The organism is Candidatus Spongiisocius sp. (genome assembly GCF_965221825.1).
GTDB lineage: Bacteria > Actinomycetota > Acidimicrobiia > Spongiisociales > Spongiisociaceae > Spongiisocius.
Window position 1 is genome coordinate 1,999,452 of the sequence record NZ_OZ244917.1, and the last position, 14,237, is coordinate 2,013,688.

12 protein-coding genes are annotated in these 14,237 nt (G+C 66.8%); 8 read left to right on the forward strand and 4 right to left on the reverse strand.

Features of this window, described 5'->3' with window-relative positions; translation table 11 throughout:
• The first annotated feature begins 1 nt into the window (after position 1).
• Genes ACOQPD_RS09365 through ACOQPD_RS09375 form a run of 3 tightly spaced genes read left to right on the forward strand, consistent with a single transcriptional unit; the run spans position 2 to position 3,611 of the window.
• Entirely contained in the window at positions 2-1,069 is a 1,068-nt protein-coding gene (locus ACOQPD_RS09365) for a DUF917 domain-containing protein (RefSeq protein ID WP_420611689.1), read from the forward strand.
• Positions 1,069-2,613, forward strand: a complete 1,545-nt coding sequence (locus ACOQPD_RS09370; protein ID WP_420611690.1) for a hydantoinase/oxoprolinase N-terminal domain-containing protein — start codon at positions 1,069-1,071, stop codon at positions 2,611-2,613. The genes ACOQPD_RS09365 and ACOQPD_RS09370 overlap by 1 nt, the downstream gene beginning before the upstream one ends.
• On the forward strand, positions 2,613-3,611 hold the full coding sequence (locus ACOQPD_RS09375) for a dipeptidase (protein ID WP_420611691.1): 999 nt from the start codon (positions 2,613-2,615) through the stop codon (positions 3,609-3,611). The genes ACOQPD_RS09370 and ACOQPD_RS09375 overlap by 1 nt, the downstream gene beginning before the upstream one ends.
• An 18-nt stretch (positions 3,612-3,629) precedes the next feature.
• On the opposite strand, the gene ACOQPD_RS09380 is transcribed toward ACOQPD_RS09375, so the two are convergent.
• Genes ACOQPD_RS09380 through ACOQPD_RS09390 form a run of 3 tightly spaced genes read right to left on the reverse strand, consistent with a single transcriptional unit; the run spans position 3,630 to position 7,733 of the window.
• Positions 3,630-5,357 carry a hydantoinase B/oxoprolinase family protein gene (locus ACOQPD_RS09380; protein ID WP_420611692.1) on the reverse strand — a complete coding sequence of 576 codons (1,728 nt, stop codon included), beginning with the start codon at positions 5,355-5,357 and terminating at the stop codon, positions 3,630-3,632.
• Entirely contained in the window at positions 5,350-7,389 is a 2,040-nt protein-coding gene (locus ACOQPD_RS09385; RefSeq protein WP_420611693.1) for a hydantoinase/oxoprolinase family protein, read from the reverse strand. Before ACOQPD_RS09385 ends, ACOQPD_RS09380 begins: the two co-directional genes overlap by 8 nt.
• Positions 7,386-7,733 carry an antibiotic biosynthesis monooxygenase gene (locus ACOQPD_RS09390; RefSeq protein ID WP_420611694.1) on the reverse strand — a complete coding sequence of 116 codons (348 nt, stop codon included), beginning with the start codon at positions 7,731-7,733 and terminating at the stop codon, positions 7,386-7,388. Before ACOQPD_RS09390 ends, ACOQPD_RS09385 begins: the two co-directional genes overlap by 4 nt.
• Before the next feature lie 123 nt (positions 7,734-7,856).
• Between ACOQPD_RS09390 and ACOQPD_RS09395 the strand changes: the two genes are divergently transcribed.
• From ACOQPD_RS09395 to ACOQPD_RS09415, 5 genes are all read left to right on the forward strand, one after another.
• Positions 7,857-8,423, forward strand: a complete 567-nt coding sequence (locus tag ACOQPD_RS09395) for a helix-turn-helix domain-containing protein (protein ID WP_420611695.1) — start codon at positions 7,857-7,859, stop codon at positions 8,421-8,423.
• A gap of 11 nt (positions 8,424-8,434) precedes the next feature.
• Positions 8,435-8,974, forward strand: a complete 540-nt coding sequence (locus ACOQPD_RS09400) for a helix-turn-helix domain-containing protein (RefSeq protein WP_420611696.1) — start codon at positions 8,435-8,437, stop codon at positions 8,972-8,974.
• A 162-nt stretch (positions 8,975-9,136) separates the two neighbouring features.
• A complete protein-coding gene (locus tag ACOQPD_RS09405) occupies positions 9,137-10,111 on the forward strand; it encodes a calcium/sodium antiporter (RefSeq protein ID WP_420611697.1) in 975 nt (324 codons plus the stop codon).
• 102 nt (positions 10,112-10,213) lie between these two features.
• The gene (locus tag ACOQPD_RS09410) at positions 10,214-10,798 is read left to right on the forward strand and encodes a TRAP transporter small permease subunit (RefSeq protein ID WP_420611698.1); all 585 of its coding nucleotides are present in this window, start codon (positions 10,214-10,216) and stop codon (positions 10,796-10,798) included.
• Complete coding sequence (locus ACOQPD_RS09415) at positions 10,798-12,162, forward strand: TRAP transporter large permease (RefSeq protein ID WP_420611699.1); 1,365 nt, start codon at positions 10,798-10,800, stop codon at positions 12,160-12,162. The genes ACOQPD_RS09410 and ACOQPD_RS09415 overlap by 1 nt, the downstream gene beginning before the upstream one ends.
• A 162-nt stretch (positions 12,163-12,324) precedes the next feature.
• Here ACOQPD_RS09415 and ACOQPD_RS09420 read toward each other — a convergent pair whose 3' ends face one another.
• The gene (locus tag ACOQPD_RS09420; RefSeq protein WP_420611700.1) at positions 12,325-14,082 is read right to left on the reverse strand and encodes an ATP-dependent nuclease; all 1,758 of its coding nucleotides are present in this window, start codon (positions 14,080-14,082) and stop codon (positions 12,325-12,327) included.
• Positions 14,083-14,237 lie beyond the last annotated feature (155 nt).

Below are 14,237 nucleotides of genomic sequence, written 5' to 3' on the forward strand. Positions count from 1 at the left end.
CATGAGGAGCCTCACCCTCGATCAAGTTGACGACCTGGCCCTCGGAGCGACCCTGCTGGGAACCGGAGGCGGCGGGGATCCGTACGTAGGCCGGCTGATGCTCCGCCAGGCCATCCGGACCCACGGCCCGGTGACACTGATGGATCCGGACGAGCTTCCGGAAGACGGCCTGGTGATGACGGTGGCGGTCGTGGGTGCCCCGACAGTGCTGCTCGAGAAGATACCGGCCGGCACCGAGTTCGTGGGGGCGGTCAGGGCCCTGGCGGCGTACATGGGCCGGGACCCGGTCGCCCTGATGCCTATCGAGGTGGGCGGGTGCAATACGCTGTTTCCACTGGCGACCGCTGCCGAGATGGGGTTGCCGGTACTCGACGCGGACGGGATGCGCCGTGCCTTCCCGCAGATCGAGATGACCGTCTTCACCCTGGCGGGCATCAAGGCCTCGCCGATGACCGTGGCCGACGAGAAGGGCAATCTGTGCGTATTCGAGACCACCACCAACCGGCTGGGCGAGACCCTGGTGCGGGGCGCGGTGATGTCGCTGACCCTGGCCAACTCCTTCTCGAGCTACTCGATGACGGTGGCGGAAGTAGCCCGGCACGCCATCCTGGGCTCCTTGACCTACTGCACGGATCTCGGTCGCCACCTCTCGGCTGTACAGCGAGGCGAGAGCGGCGCCTTCGAGCGCTTTCTCGAGGCCGCTGAGGGCACCGTGATCTTCTCGGGGACCATCGTCGACGTGGAACGCCTCACCACGGAGGGGTTCGCCAAGGGCACGGTCACCATCGAGACCAGGGACGGGTCGGATCGCACCATGCAGATCGCCATCCAGAACGAGTTCCTCGTGGCGTTCGAGGACGGTGAGCCGGTGGTGACAGTGCCCGACCTGATCTGCATCCTCGACGCCGAGACGGCCGAGCCGATCACCACCGAGACGTTGGGCTACGGGCAGCGGGTCAATGTGGTGGCTCTCCCGTGTGCCCCCGAGTGGCATCGGGAGGGCATGCTGGATGTGGTAGGACCGCGGGCCTTCGGGTTCGACCTCGAGTACAGGAGGCTGGGGGCGTAATGCTGCGATTGGGTATTGACGTAGGCGGGACCAATACGGACGCGGTGCTGGTCGACGAACTGGGGGCTGTGCTGGCTGTCCACAAGGCGCCCACCACCGCCGATCCGATGGACGGGATCAGCGCCGCCATCGCCGCGGTGGTGACCGATGCCGAGCGGGACGGGATCGCCCAGGCGATGCTGGGCACGACCCATTCGGCCAATGCGATCATCCAGCGTCAGGGTCTGGGCAAGGTGGCCGTCCTCCGGCTGGCAGCTCCCTCCTCGCTGGCGGTGGCGCCCGGCGCGGACTGGCCCGACGAGCTACGCCGCTCCGTGATCTCCGCCGAGGCCATCGTCGAGGGCGGCTACGAGTACGACGGCCGGGTCATCGCCGACCTCGATGAGGACGCTGTCCGCCGTTTCGCGGTCGAGGCGGCGGGCGAGGCCGACGCCATCGCGGTGTCCTGCGCGTTCAGCCCCGCCAACTACGAGCACGAGCTCCGGGCCGCCGAACTCGTCACCGACGAACTCGGTGACGGCTTCCCGATCTCCCTGAGCCATCGGGTCGGGACGCTCGGACTGCTGGAGCGGGAGAACGCCACCATGCTGAACGCGGCGCTGCTAGGGGTGGCCCGGGCGGTGGTGGACGGGCTGCGGGGTGCTCTGGCGGAGAACGGGCTCGACGCCGCCCCGTACATCACCCAGAACGACGGGACGCTGATGACCGCCTCCCACGCCCTCGATATGCCGGTGCTGTCGCTCGGGTCGGGTCCCACCAACTCGATGCGGGGCGCCTGCTCCCTGGCCGGGCTCGCCGACGCGATCGTGGTCGACGTGGGCGGGACCTCCACCGACATCGGGATCCTGGTGGACGGGTTCCCGCGCGAGTCGGCCACCGCGGTGCAGGTCGGCGGCGTGCGCACCAATTTCCGGATGCCCGATCTGATCTCCATCGGCCTGGGCGGCGGCACCCTCGTGCGGCCCTCGGGCATCGACGTGGCGGTGGGACCGGACTCGGTCGGCTACCGGGTTACCGAGGCGGCGCTGGTCTGCGGCGGCGACACCCTGACCCTGTCCGACGTGTCGGTGGCCGGTGATCGCCTCTCCGGGTTCGGAGACGCGTCCCTGGTGGCGGACCTCAATCCGACCGTCGTGCAGGGGGCGCTGGGTTGGGTGGACCGCCAGATAACCCTCGGCAGCGAGCGGATGAAGGCCAGCCGCCTGCCGATGCCGTTGCTGGCGGTGGGAGGGGGCGCCCATCTGGTGCCCGACGAGATTCCGGGAACCCTGGAGGTGATCCGTCCCAACCATCACGCGGTGGCAAATGCCTACGGCGCCGCCATCGCCGAGGTGTCCGGCACCATCGACCGTGTCTACCAGTACGACTCGTCGAGCCGGGAAGAGTGCCTGGACTCGGCGCGGGGCGAAGCGCGGGACGCGGCCGTGGCGGCCGGCGCCGACCCCGACCTGGTGCGCATCACGTCGGTGGTGGAGGTCCCGATGACCTACGTCCCGGGTGGCGGATGCCGGGTGCAGGTCAAGGCGGCCGGTCCGCTGGGCTGATGCCGACGTCTGGCGGGTTCCGGGTGGCGGACGCCCACAACGACCTCCTGCTGGCGGTCGAGCACCAGCGCCGCCGCGGGTACTCCGACCCCTTCGGGGACTTCTGGTTGCCGCAGCTGCGGGAGGGCAACGTGGCGCTGCAGGTGCTGCCCGTGTACACCGAAGAGGAGTTCGCAGGTAGCGACGCCCTCCGGCGGGCGATGGTGATACTCGAGACCGCCCGATGGATGGCGGAGCTCCACCCTTCCGACGTCGCCATCGCCGAGACAGGGAAGGAGATCGAAGCCATCTCCGGGGCCGGCCGGATCGCCCTGGTTCTGGCGCTGGAGGGAGGCGAGCCCTTCGGTTCGGACCTCGGACTGATCGACGGTTTCGCCCGGCTGGGCGTCAGGATCGCCTCGATGACCTGGAACCGTCGCACCATGCTGGCGGACGGGGTCGGCGAGCGGGCCACGGGAGGAGGACTCACCAGGCTGGGGAGGCTGGCCGTCGAGGAGTTCGAACGATGCGGGATCGTGGTGGATATCAGCCACCTGTCCGACGCCGGGGTCAGGGATGTCCTGGCGACCGCCACCGAGCCGGTGATGGCCACCCACTCCTCCTGCCGGGCTCTCTGTGCCCACCCGCGCAACCTGACGGACACCCAGATAGCGCAGGTGGCAGGGTCAGGCGGGATCGTTTGCGTCAACGCCTTCGGCGGATTCCTGGGGGACCGACCCTCGATAGCGCGCTACGTGGACCACATCAAGCACGCCGTGGCGATGGCGGGTCCCGATGCAGTCGGGCTCGGTGCCGACTTCATCGACGACCTTCTGCCGATCCTCGACCCGATCCTCCAGGGCGCACTAGTGGACGAGATGCCGGTGATCCCCGACCTTCGCTCGGCCCGCGACTACCCCGCCGTGGCGGAGGTTCTAACCCACCGGCTCGGCGAGTCCATCACCGCCCGGGTGATGAGCGAGAACCTGATCCGCTTCCTGGTGGATCTGCTTCCGTAGCCAGGCCTGCGCGAGAGTTCACTCCTCCGGCGAGTCCGCCCCGCCGCGAAGGGTCGCCGTGCGTTCGTGATCCACGCCGAAAGCGGTCGGGTCCACCACGACGCCGTAGTCCCGCTCGGCTGCCTCAACGGATACGAAGCCGTTGCGGACATCCTTCGCCACCTTTGCCGGATCACGCTCGAGCGGGTTGCCCCAGCCGCCGCCTCCTCCGGTGTTGTTGGCGAGAACCTGTCCGGCTTCGAGCAAGTTGTAGCTGCCCCCCTTCCGCTGCTCGCTTTCCGTTCCCGGGTCGATCACGATGTGGTTGGGTTCGCCTTCCTTCCCGCCGCCGATGCCCCACGGTGCGCTCTCCGTCTTGTAGAGGATCGAGATGGCCGTGGTGGGAGCGAGAAACCGGTACACCCTGCTGATACCCACCCCGCCCCGATGCTTGCCGGGGCCTCCGGTGTCGGGCCGGTAGCCGTACTGCTCGATCAGCATCGGACCCTTGACCTCGAGCACTTCTACAGGGTTGTTGCGGCACCCCGGCTCGGTCAGATGCATGATCCCGTCCTCCCCGTCCCCGCCGGCGTGCGCGCCGAAACCGACCGCGTCGTTGGTGGCCTCCAGCCACGGAGCTCCGGTCCGGGGATTGACTCCGAGCGCCATGACGGAGCACACGTCACCCCCCGAACAAGCAGGCACCCGGTCGGGCATCCCCTGTGCCAGGGCCTTCAGCATCACCTCGCCGCCCAGCAATCCGGTCCATAGGGTGAAGGTCGGCATGGGTGGAACGGCGTGCATCACCGATCCTTCCTTGGTGATCACCCGCAACGGGCGGAAGTTACCGGCCGTCACCGGCCACTCGGAAGTGGTCAGGGCCTTGAATATCAGGCAGTTGAACGCCTCTGTCATGCCCGGCGGCAGGTTGATCGGACCGCGCACCCCTTCGTCGCTTCCCGTCCAGTCGACGATCATCTCATCGTCCGAGACTGTGATGGTCACGGCCATCTTGATGGGCCTGTCCAGGTCCACCCCGTCGTGGTCCACGTAGTCCTCGGCGCTCCACGTACCTCTGGGCATGCGCCGGAGAGCCGCCAGCGCCAGCCGCTCGCCGTGGACGTTGATAGCGTCCATGGCGGCCGTGAGGGATTCGACGCCGAACTTATCGGCGATCTCACGGGTCCGTCTGACCCCGGTCACCACAGCCGACACCTCGGCCTGTATGTCCCCGATCGTGTGGCTGGGCAACCGGCTGTTGAAACGCACGATGTTGAAAATGTCCTCGTTGATCTCCCCTTCCCGGTACAGCTTCACGACCGGGAAGAAGATCCCCTCCTGGTACATGTCGGTGGAGTCCAGGACGTATCCCGGGTCCTTCTGCTTGAGGTCGAGCACATGGCACCGGCAGGACGCGAAGCCGACCAGGCGCCCGTCAACATGGATCGGAGCGAACACCAGCGGGTCGAGCGTGTGGGCCGACGACCAGTACGGATAGTTGTTGATGAACACGTCCCCGGGCTTCATCGCGTCCCTTCCCAGGAACTCGATCGACCGCTTGATCCCGTAGTCGTTGCCCCGGGTGAACACGGCGATGCCCGGCGCGTCGGCCACGATGTCTCCGTTCACATCGTGTAGCCCTACCCCGTAGTCGTGGATCTCGTATACGACCGTGTTGTAGGACGTCCGGCAGAGGTTGCGGGCCATCTCCTCGCAGGCCGAGAGGAGCCCGTGACGGATGATCTCGGTGGTGATGGCGTCAATCATCGGTAACCCCCAGTGCTATCACGAGCTCGCCGTGCTCCCCCACCAGCAGGCTGTCATCCATGTGGATGACGGTGGTGGCGGTGTGCTCGACTATCACCGCCGGCCCGGCGATCTCGTCACCGGAGCACAGATCCTCCCGCCGGTATACCCGGGTGGGGATCCGGTACGTACCCCCACCACCGAGAACCGGACGGGTGGCGAATGGCTCCGGCTCGCCGGCGGAGCGGCGAGGAAGTACCGGCAGCCTGGGTTGGTCCACCGTCCCGGTGGCACCCAGGCGCAGCGTCGTCACTTCGACGGGATCGCTCATCGTGTGGCCGTAGTGCCGTTCGTGGAGCTCGGCAAACTGCTGGCTCAGGTATCGGGTCGGGTCGGAGGTGCCGGCCGGGAGGACGATCGATACCGGATGCTCCTGGCCGGTGTACCTGAGATCGACCGATCGCGCCAGCACCTGCCGCCCGGGCGGGAAGCCCTCCGATGCCAGCACCTCCTGCGCACGTGCCGACATGCCGGCGTAGGAACGTTCGAGCCGATCGGCGTCGAGAGAATCGAGCGGCATCACTGCGGTCTGCGCGAAGTCGTGCTGTACGTCCGCCATCAGCATTCCCAGCGCGGAGAAGGCGCCCTGGCCCGGCGGGATGATGACAGTGCCCATACCCAACTCCCGGGCCACGTCGACCGCCACTATCCCACCGGCGCCGCCGAACGCCAGGAGCGCGAAGTCCTTCGGATCGCGGCCCAACTCGATGGTGATCGAGCGCACCGCTCCCATTATCTTGACCGCCGAGATCCGTACCACGCCGAGGGCGAGTTCCTCCACTGTTATGCCCACGCGCTCGGCGAGCGGTTCCAATGCGCCGAGGGCCAGGTCTTTGTCGAGAGTCAGGGTCCCGCCGAGCGGACTCTCCTTGCCGAGATAGCCCACCACGAGGGCGGCGTCGGTGAAGGTGGCCTCGCTTCCACCGGACCCGTACGAGGCGGGCCCCGGGTCCGCGCCGGCGCTGTGCGGCCCGACCTGGAGCCCTCCCGCCTCGTCAGTCCACGCGATCGAGCCACCCCCGGCCCCGATCGTGTGGATGTAGAGGGACGAGATGTTTATGGGCAGGCTCTCGAACTCGGCGCCCTGGTGCATGACGGGCTGCCCGTCGACGATGAGCGAGGCGTCCAGGCTGGTGCCACCCATGTCGATCGTGACCAGGTTGGGTTCCCCGATCATCCGGGCGAAACCCGCCGCACCGATGACACCTCCCGCCGGGCCCGACAGGATCAGGTTCACAGGGCTCTCGCGGGCCGAGGAGGCGGTCATCGCCCCGCCCCCGGACCGCATCATCAGGAACCGACCCTCGAAACCCCCTGCCTCCAGTTCTGCGCCCAGGTCGTACAGGTAGGTACGCACGATCGGCTTGATATATGCGTCGAGGACTGCCGTGCTGGTCCGCTCGTACTCCCGGTACTCGCGGGAGAGATCTGACGAGATCGACACCTCCACGCCGGGCGCGACCTCTGCCAGAACCTCCCGCATCGATTCCTCGTGTGCGGGGTTGACGTAGGAGTGCAGGAAGGCGACGGCGACCGACTCGTAGCCGCCGTCGCGTATCCGCGCAGCGATCCGGCGAGCGTCGGCTTCGTCGAATCCGGTGTGGACGGACCCGTCGTACATGAGGCGCTCCGTCACATCGAAGGTGTCGCAGCGTTCCACCAGGCGGGGAGGGGTGCGGTAGAGGATGTCGTAGTTCCCCTCCCGGGAGGTCCGTCCCAGCAGGTACACGTCCCGAAACCCCGCAGTGGCCACCACCGCCGTTCGGGCGCCGGAGCGGGTCAGCAGCGCGTTGAGGGCCAGGGTGGTGCCGTGGGTGAACAGGGATGTGCCGGCCAGGGCCGCGCCGACCCGGGCGATCGAGTCGACTACACCCAGGGTCGGGTTCTCCGGCGTCGTGGGAACCTTCTCGAACCGGATCTCCCCGCCGTCGTCGAGACACACCACGTCCGTGAACGTTCCCCCCACGTCGACAGCCAACCGGTTGGCTCTCATCCGCCTCCTTCTCCGTGGCCGGTCCCGCCGCGGGAGGCAGCCCGGTGGACGATCCGGAAGCGGTCACCCGACACGTTCTCCGGAATGGGCGTTTCGAGCAGGTCCGCGGTCGCGCGGGCGAACCCGGCCCGGTCGGGATGCTTCTGCCATCTGGTGTACGCGCCGTGGTCGTCCCAGACTGCGGTTGCGATGGCGCGGGAACCGTCTTCGGCGATGCTCAATTCCGCCGACCGGCAGCCCCGCTGCGCTACGCATGCCTCAAGGATGCGGTGACGCCGGAACAACTGCCGCAGCTGTTCGGCCTCGCCTTCGACGAGGGGCAGGTCGATAAACGTGCGGATCATGCTTCTACACACTCCCTGATCGGATCGTCCGCTCCCGCGGCCACAACACCCATTGCCGAGTATCCGGTATTAGTTTACAAGCCGCTAGTATACCGAACAGGCGCACCGAGGTCCGGTCTCCCGGTGCCGCCTATCGTTACGCCGATGGAAGTGGAGTTGGCGGCTGTCGGGCGCAACATGGCCGGTTTGAGGAAGGCCAAGGGGCTTCGCCTGTCGGACCTGGCAGAGGCCACCGGCTACACGACCTCGCATCTCTCCCAGATCGAGCGCGGCGCGTCGGTTCCTTCGCTGACCGCGCTGGCCATGGTCGCCATGGCTCTCGGAGTGGAGATGACCGCCCTTCTGGACACCGTCACCGGGCCGCTGGTGCACATCACGAGGGCGGGAGAGGGCAGGGAACTGCGGCTTCCGGGCAGCCCCTCCTTCCGGGTCCTGGGAAGCCATGGCGTGTCCGGCGCCTACACCGCGATCGTCATGGCGCCGCCCGACTCGGCCGACCAGTACCGCCACTACGGGGAACGGTTCGCTCTGGTGCTGTCGGGATCGATCCGCATCAGCTTCGGGGAGGAGCACCACGACCTGGAGACGGGGGACACCCTCCACTACGCCGCCCACGAGACACATGAGGCACGCCGGACGGGGGAGGCTCCCTGCCAGGTTCTCATCATCTCCAGCCCGGCCCTCTTCTGATCCGGGAAGCCATGCAGGAAAAGACCCGTGAAGCCTCGGAGGCACTGGCGCAGGAGGTCGGGGAGCGTCTGAGGGATCGGCGCACCAAGCTGTCGCTGACCCTGCGGAAGGTGGCGGACGAGGCCGGTATTTCCGCCACCCACCTGAGCGACATCGAGAACGGGCGCTCGCACGCCTCGCTCCCCGTCCTGCTCAGGATCGGGCGGGCACTCGATCTGCCGTTGATCCACCTGCTCCCCCGCCTCGGCGGCCATCACGTGATGGAGGGATCGCTGGGCTCATCGCCCGGTGAGACCGTGCTGTCCCATCCCAAACTGCGGCTGGTGGTCGAGAACGTGAACCTCCGACCGGATACCGGTCACCGGATGGCGGTCGGTTCTGACGAGGACGTACTGATCTTCGTGATACAAGGTCGATGCACGATCGATGTCGACGGCGCCGGCTACCTGGTCTCTGCCCGGGACTGCATGGACGTGGAGAGAGCCACCAGCATTCATATCACGGCTCTTGCAGACAGTCGCCTGCTCGTCTGTCGAGGAACTCGGCGTTAACCGGTACGGCCGCTAGTAAGGAACATGGGCGGAAGGGTTCCGTCGGTAACCGGGCGGATTCTGCGTCGGCCGGTGTCGCTTCCGATGAGTAGTTCCATGGAGTGGTGGTCCTTTCACGACGCCGAGTAACCGTCCGGGTCCACGGCTCGGTAGGCTTTGGCAGTGCTCTGGCTGGGTCTAGTTCTCATCGCCGCCGGCATCGTCCTGCTCTGGACATCCGCAGATCCCTTCGTGGTGGCGGCGGTGCGCTTGGCCCGGATCTGGGGGGTCTCGCCGGTACTGGTCGGAGCGCTCGTGATCGGTTTCGGGACCTCCGCGCCCGAGCTTATGGTCAGCGCGGTCGCGGCCTTGCGCGGCGAACTCGCCGAGTCGGTGAGCAACGTGGTCGGCTCCAACGCCGCCAACCTGTCGCTGGTGCTCGGGGTCGCTGCGGTCATCTCGCCGGTGGTCGGCCAGCTGCGGGTCATCCGCCGGGAGGGCGCCGTCACGCTGTTGGCCATGGCCGCGCTGATGGCGGTGGCCTGGGACGACGCTCTGGCGCGCTGGGAAGGCATCCTGCTGGTGGCGGGCATGGCCGTCGTCACGGTGTTCCTGGTCAACTGGTCGAGGCGGGATGTGAGGGCCGGGCTCGCCGGCACCTCCCCCGATCCGGCCACGGAGGGAGACCCCGTCGACACCGGCCGCGGCGCGGCGCCGGAGGTGGGCCGGGCGTTGATGTCGATCGTGGGCATCGTGACGGGGGCTTGGCTCCTCGTCGAGGGAGGCAGCCGGCTCGCCGACCTCTTCAATCTGGCCGACGGGTTCGTCGGCGTGACCATCTTCGCCCTGGGAACCAGCCTGCCCGAGCTGGTGACCGCCATCGCGGCGGCCCGCCGCAAGGCCAACGACCTGATCATCGGCAACCTCCTGGGTTCCAACCTGTTCAACTCCCTTCTGGTGGTCGGGGTGGCCGGGGTGTTAGGCGCCGGTCCGGTCGGGCAGCGACGGGTATGGGAGTACGTGGTGATGATGGTGATCGGCATGACGGTGGTGGTCATGGCCTTCCTACGATCCCGCTTCGGGCGCTCCCAGGGCGCGATCCTGCTGGGAATGTTCGGGCTGTTCATAGTGGTGGTCGGGACCAATGCCACGGTGTGATTCGCTCGTCTGACCGGACGCACCGGCTCCGGTGCGGGTAAGGTTCCGATCAGTGGCGTATGTAGCGGCTAACGGCCACAGGAGTGAGCGGATAGCGGGCTCATGATCGGCGCCTTTTTCGACGCGGTAGCCCGAAACACGGTAACGGTCGCCGACGCCGTGACCGAAGCCTGCGGCTGGATCGCCCGTGTGCTGGTGGCGATCCTCATCCCGGTGGGCTTCCTCAACGTCTTCCTGCGCTACGTCGGGCGCTATACCGAGACCCAGTTGGTGAACAACACCTGGATCGAAGCGCAGTGGTACCTCTACGGGATCATCTTCCTGCTCATGTTCCCCTACCTGCTGCGCCATGACGGAAACGTGCGGGTCGATTTCTGGTACGCCGAACGTTCCGAGAAGGTGAAGACCAGGATCGACCTGATCGGCCATCTGGTCGCCTTGGCGCCCTTCACCACCCTGGCCGTCTGGGTCTCTTGGAAGCCGGTACGGGACTCCTGGAGCATCTGGGAGGTCTCGCCCGACCCCGGCGGCCTCCCGCGGGCGCCGCTCAAGGCGCTGATCCTGGTGGCCTTCCTGTTGCTGGGCCTCCAGACGATCGCCACGCTGATCCGGCTGGCGGCTCGACTCACAGGCCGGGAGATCGGCATACGGGAACGGCGCTCCGACGCGCCACTGAGGATCGAGTAATGGGCGCCGAATGGCTCGCCATGATCATGTTCGCCGTCTTCCTGGTGCTGCTGCTGGTGGGCTACCCGGTGGCATTCTCGTTCGCGGGCACGGCCGTCATCTTCGGGGCCATCGGCCTCCTCATGGGCGAATTCGACCTGAACCGCCTGATCATCCTGTTCAGCCGCTGGTTCAAGACGGTGGACAACTTCACGCTGCTGGCAGTGCCCTTCTTCGTGTTCATGGGGGCGATCCTTGAGAAATCGGGGCTGGCGGAACGCATGCTCACCACCATCGGAATGGCGCTGGGCCGGCTCAAGGGAGGCCTGGGACTGACCGTGGTGCTGGTCGGAGCCATGCTGGCGGCGGCCACCGGCGTGGTGGCGGCCACCGTGATCGTCATGGGCCTGCTGTCCCTTCCCACCATGGTGCGCTACGGGTACGACCACCGGCTCGCCACCGGCCTCATCACCGCCTCGGGCACCCTGGCCCAGCTGCTCCCTCCTTCGCTCGTCCTGATCCTGCTCGCCCAGGTGGTGGGCGTCTCGGTGGGCGACCTGTTCCTGGGGGCGATGGTCCCAGGATTGATGCTGGCCACCATCTACGGACTCTGGGTGATCTTCAAGGCCTACACGAAGGACGGCGTGGCACCCGCCCTTCCCGAGGAGGCGCGCACCATCCGGGGCTGGAACCTGGTGCTGGAGTTGCTGATCGCGGTCGTGCCGATCATCCTCCTGATCCTGGCGGTACTCGGGTCGATCTTCGCCGGAATCGCCACACCGACCGAGGCCGGAGCGGTGGGGGCCACGGCCGCAGTTCTCCTCGCCGCCCTGAACCGGAACCTGAGGGGATCGGTCCTGGCGGGCGCCACCCGCTCCACCGCCCACATCACCGGCCTGGTGCTGATGATCCTGTTCTGCTCGACCTTCTTCCAGCTGGTCTTCGACCAGCTCGGAGGCCAGCGGCTGGCCCAGGAGATACTCACCGGCCTGCCCGGCGGCTTCTGGGGATTCATCATCATCGCCAACATCGCTGTGTTCCTGCTCGGAATCAACCTGGAGTTCATCGAGATCACCTTCATCGTGATGCCGATCTTCGTTCCGGCGATCCGGATCCTTCACGAACTGGGGGAGACGCCGTTCGAGACCCTCCCCACCCTGATGATCTGGTTCACGGTGATGATCGCCATCAACCTCAACATGGCCTTCATTTCACCGCCGGTAGGGTTTTCGCTCTTCTATCTCCAGAGCGTGGCGCCACCCGAGGTCAAGACCCTCGACATCCACCGCGGCGCCCTCCCGTTCATGGCCCTCCAGGGAGTGGCGCTGATCCTGGTGATGATCTTCCCCGCCACGGTCACCTGGCTGCCCTCCGTGGTGGGCTGACCAGCGGCAAAACGGTTCGAGCACCCTCGTCGCGCAGGCCTCGAAGCTCGATCGGGTTCACGGCCCCGATTTGCGTCCGATCTTTGCGCGATTCTGAACCTTTGGCGACGTAGGGCCGTTTTGGCAAACTGCGCAAAACCCGGCGGCCTTTGCGCTCGATATCTACCGCCCGGTGGGCTGGGCTCTGCGTGCCTGGCTGACCAGGGAGTCGAGGACCGACACGACCTCGGGGCTGACATCGGCCGGGTCCATGTAACGGACCAGACGGTGGTAGTCGGCCTTCTTCATCTGGTTGGGTCCACCCAGCTCCTCGAAGAAGGCGTCGAACACCCGGGCAAGGAGGTCTTCGCTGAGCTTGGTGTCCATCCAGTAGTCGTCGTCCGGATTGCGGAGGGCTACGGGGGGAACGTGCTCCGTGACGGCATGGTCCATAGCGCCGCCCCATCGCTCGGTTTCCGACTCCTCGAACAGCGGCCCGGCAGCCGAGGCCCTTCCCTCCTGCCGAGCGTACTCACGCAGCGTCCTGGCAGGAAGCAGGTAGTTCTCGAACTCGCGGCGGCGCCACATACGCTCGACGAGGGCGTCATGGTCATCCAGCCTCGTAGACAGGCGATCGAACAGGGCGAAGCCCATGAGATCGGGCTTCGCCTCCCTCAGCCCGTGGAAGTGACTGCGGGCATCGTGTGGCCGATTGCCGACGTAACGGACGAACGGCCGCTCGAGCACGTCCGACGCTTCGTGCCCCAGCATCTCCGCAAAGGCCCGCAGGAGGGACAGGTCGGTAGCTCCCTCGACGTACAGAACGAACCCGGTGGTCTCGGCCAGGTAGTAGTCCTCGAACCCGATGTCGCGGAGCGACTTCAGAACCTCTGACTTGTGGTCAATCCGGTGAGGGGATCCCAAGAAGGCCACGACCGTGCCGCGGCCGGCGGCCTCGTTAAGCATGACCTCGGAGTGAGAGGCGCAGATCACCTGCGTTCCGTTGCCGGACGCGGCCTCGCTCAGCAACTCGTAGGTCTGGCGCTGCCTCAGTATCTCGAGGTGGGCATCAGGTTCGTCCAGCAGTACCACGCTGTCGGGATGCAGGTTGATGAAGGCCAGCAACAGCAGGGTCTGCTGCATGCCGCGGCCCGCCGCGGTCAGGTCCAAGCGGGAACCTGCCGGGTTCAAGTACGTGAGCTCGATCTCGCCTCTTTCCGGGATGAGCCGGGGGCGGTCGAGTTTGGCGCCGAAGAGAGCTGCCAGGCGCTCGGACAGGACACCCCAGCGTTCCTCGCCGTCGGGCAGTTCGGTGACGCGGAAACACAGGTTGCGTAGAACCTCGGCCGTGCGGCCCTCCCCCAGACGAACGTTGATGGCCCCCGGTTCCAACCTCGTCTCATTGGTGGCCAGGCCCGACATCGGACCGAGCAGCACCACCCGGGGGCGGAGCGCCTCGCGTAGCACCGGCATACGCTCGTCACCGCCCGGATCCGTTCTCAGAGGGCGGCAGTAGAAGCCTTCTTGGTTGAAGTAGTCGAACTCCAGCCCGCAAGACCAATTCTCGAACTCGGTCGACTCCTCGATCCTCACCCGCGCCGTCCCGTCGACGATCACGTCGATACGGATGTTCTCCGTTCTCTGACCACTCTCCTCGCGATATGTCTCGCGAACCCGTAGCTCATGCCACAGCTGGCGGGCTGTGGGAACGGGGACACCCACCAGGTCTCGCCGATTCACCGCAACCCCGGGCCGCTTCGCGGGCGCCTGATCGCCCCGCTTCTCCGTCCACCGTCTCAACCCCAGATCCCACAGCGTGAGGGCCTGCAGCGCAGTGGTTTTGCCGGAGTCGTTGGGTCCCACGAAGACAACCGGGTTGCCCAGTTCGATCTCGGCTTCGTCGATACCCTTGAAGTTACGGATCGTGAGTTTCGTGAGCATATCTTGCGGCCATACGCTACCCGACTGCGCTCTGCATGGGCTGACGGGTCCCGCCCGCGTCCCGTGAAGAAAGGGATTGGCGCGCCTCCGGTCTGATATAGCGGTCGGCTAGGTAGTGGAGGGCGTAGCGCGCTTCTTGTTACAGAGGGGTGCTT

Excerpts from the sequence above, each read along its gene's own strand:
- ACOQPD_RS09365 (WP_420611689.1), top strand. The coding sequence starts at position 2 with ATGAGGAGCCTCACCCTCGATCAAGTTGACGACCTGGCCCTCGGAGCG.
- ACOQPD_RS09370 (WP_420611690.1), top strand. The coding sequence starts at position 1,069 with ATGCTGCGATTGGGTATTGACGTAGGCGGGACCAATACGGACGCGGTG.
- ACOQPD_RS09375 (WP_420611691.1), top strand. The coding sequence starts at position 2,613 with ATGCCGACGTCTGGCGGGTTCCGGGTGGCGGACGCCCACAACGACCTC.
- ACOQPD_RS09380 (WP_420611692.1), bottom strand. The coding sequence starts at position 5,357 with ATGATTGACGCCATCACCACCGAGATCATCCGTCACGGGCTCCTCTCG.
- ACOQPD_RS09385 (WP_420611693.1), bottom strand. The coding sequence starts at position 7,389 with ATGAGAGCCAACCGGTTGGCTGTCGACGTGGGGGGAACGTTCACGGAC.
- ACOQPD_RS09390 (WP_420611694.1), bottom strand. The coding sequence starts at position 7,733 with ATGATCCGCACGTTTATCGACCTGCCCCTCGTCGAAGGCGAGGCCGAA.
- ACOQPD_RS09400 (WP_420611696.1), top strand. The coding sequence starts at position 8,435 with ATGCAGGAAAAGACCCGTGAAGCCTCGGAGGCACTGGCGCAGGAGGTC.
- ACOQPD_RS09410 (WP_420611698.1), top strand. The coding sequence starts at position 10,214 with ATGATCGGCGCCTTTTTCGACGCGGTAGCCCGAAACACGGTAACGGTC.
- ACOQPD_RS09415 (WP_420611699.1), top strand. The coding sequence starts at position 10,798 with ATGGGCGCCGAATGGCTCGCCATGATCATGTTCGCCGTCTTCCTGGTG.
- ACOQPD_RS09420 (WP_420611700.1), bottom strand. The coding sequence starts at position 14,082 with ATGCTCACGAAACTCACGATCCGTAACTTCAAGGGTATCGACGAAGCC.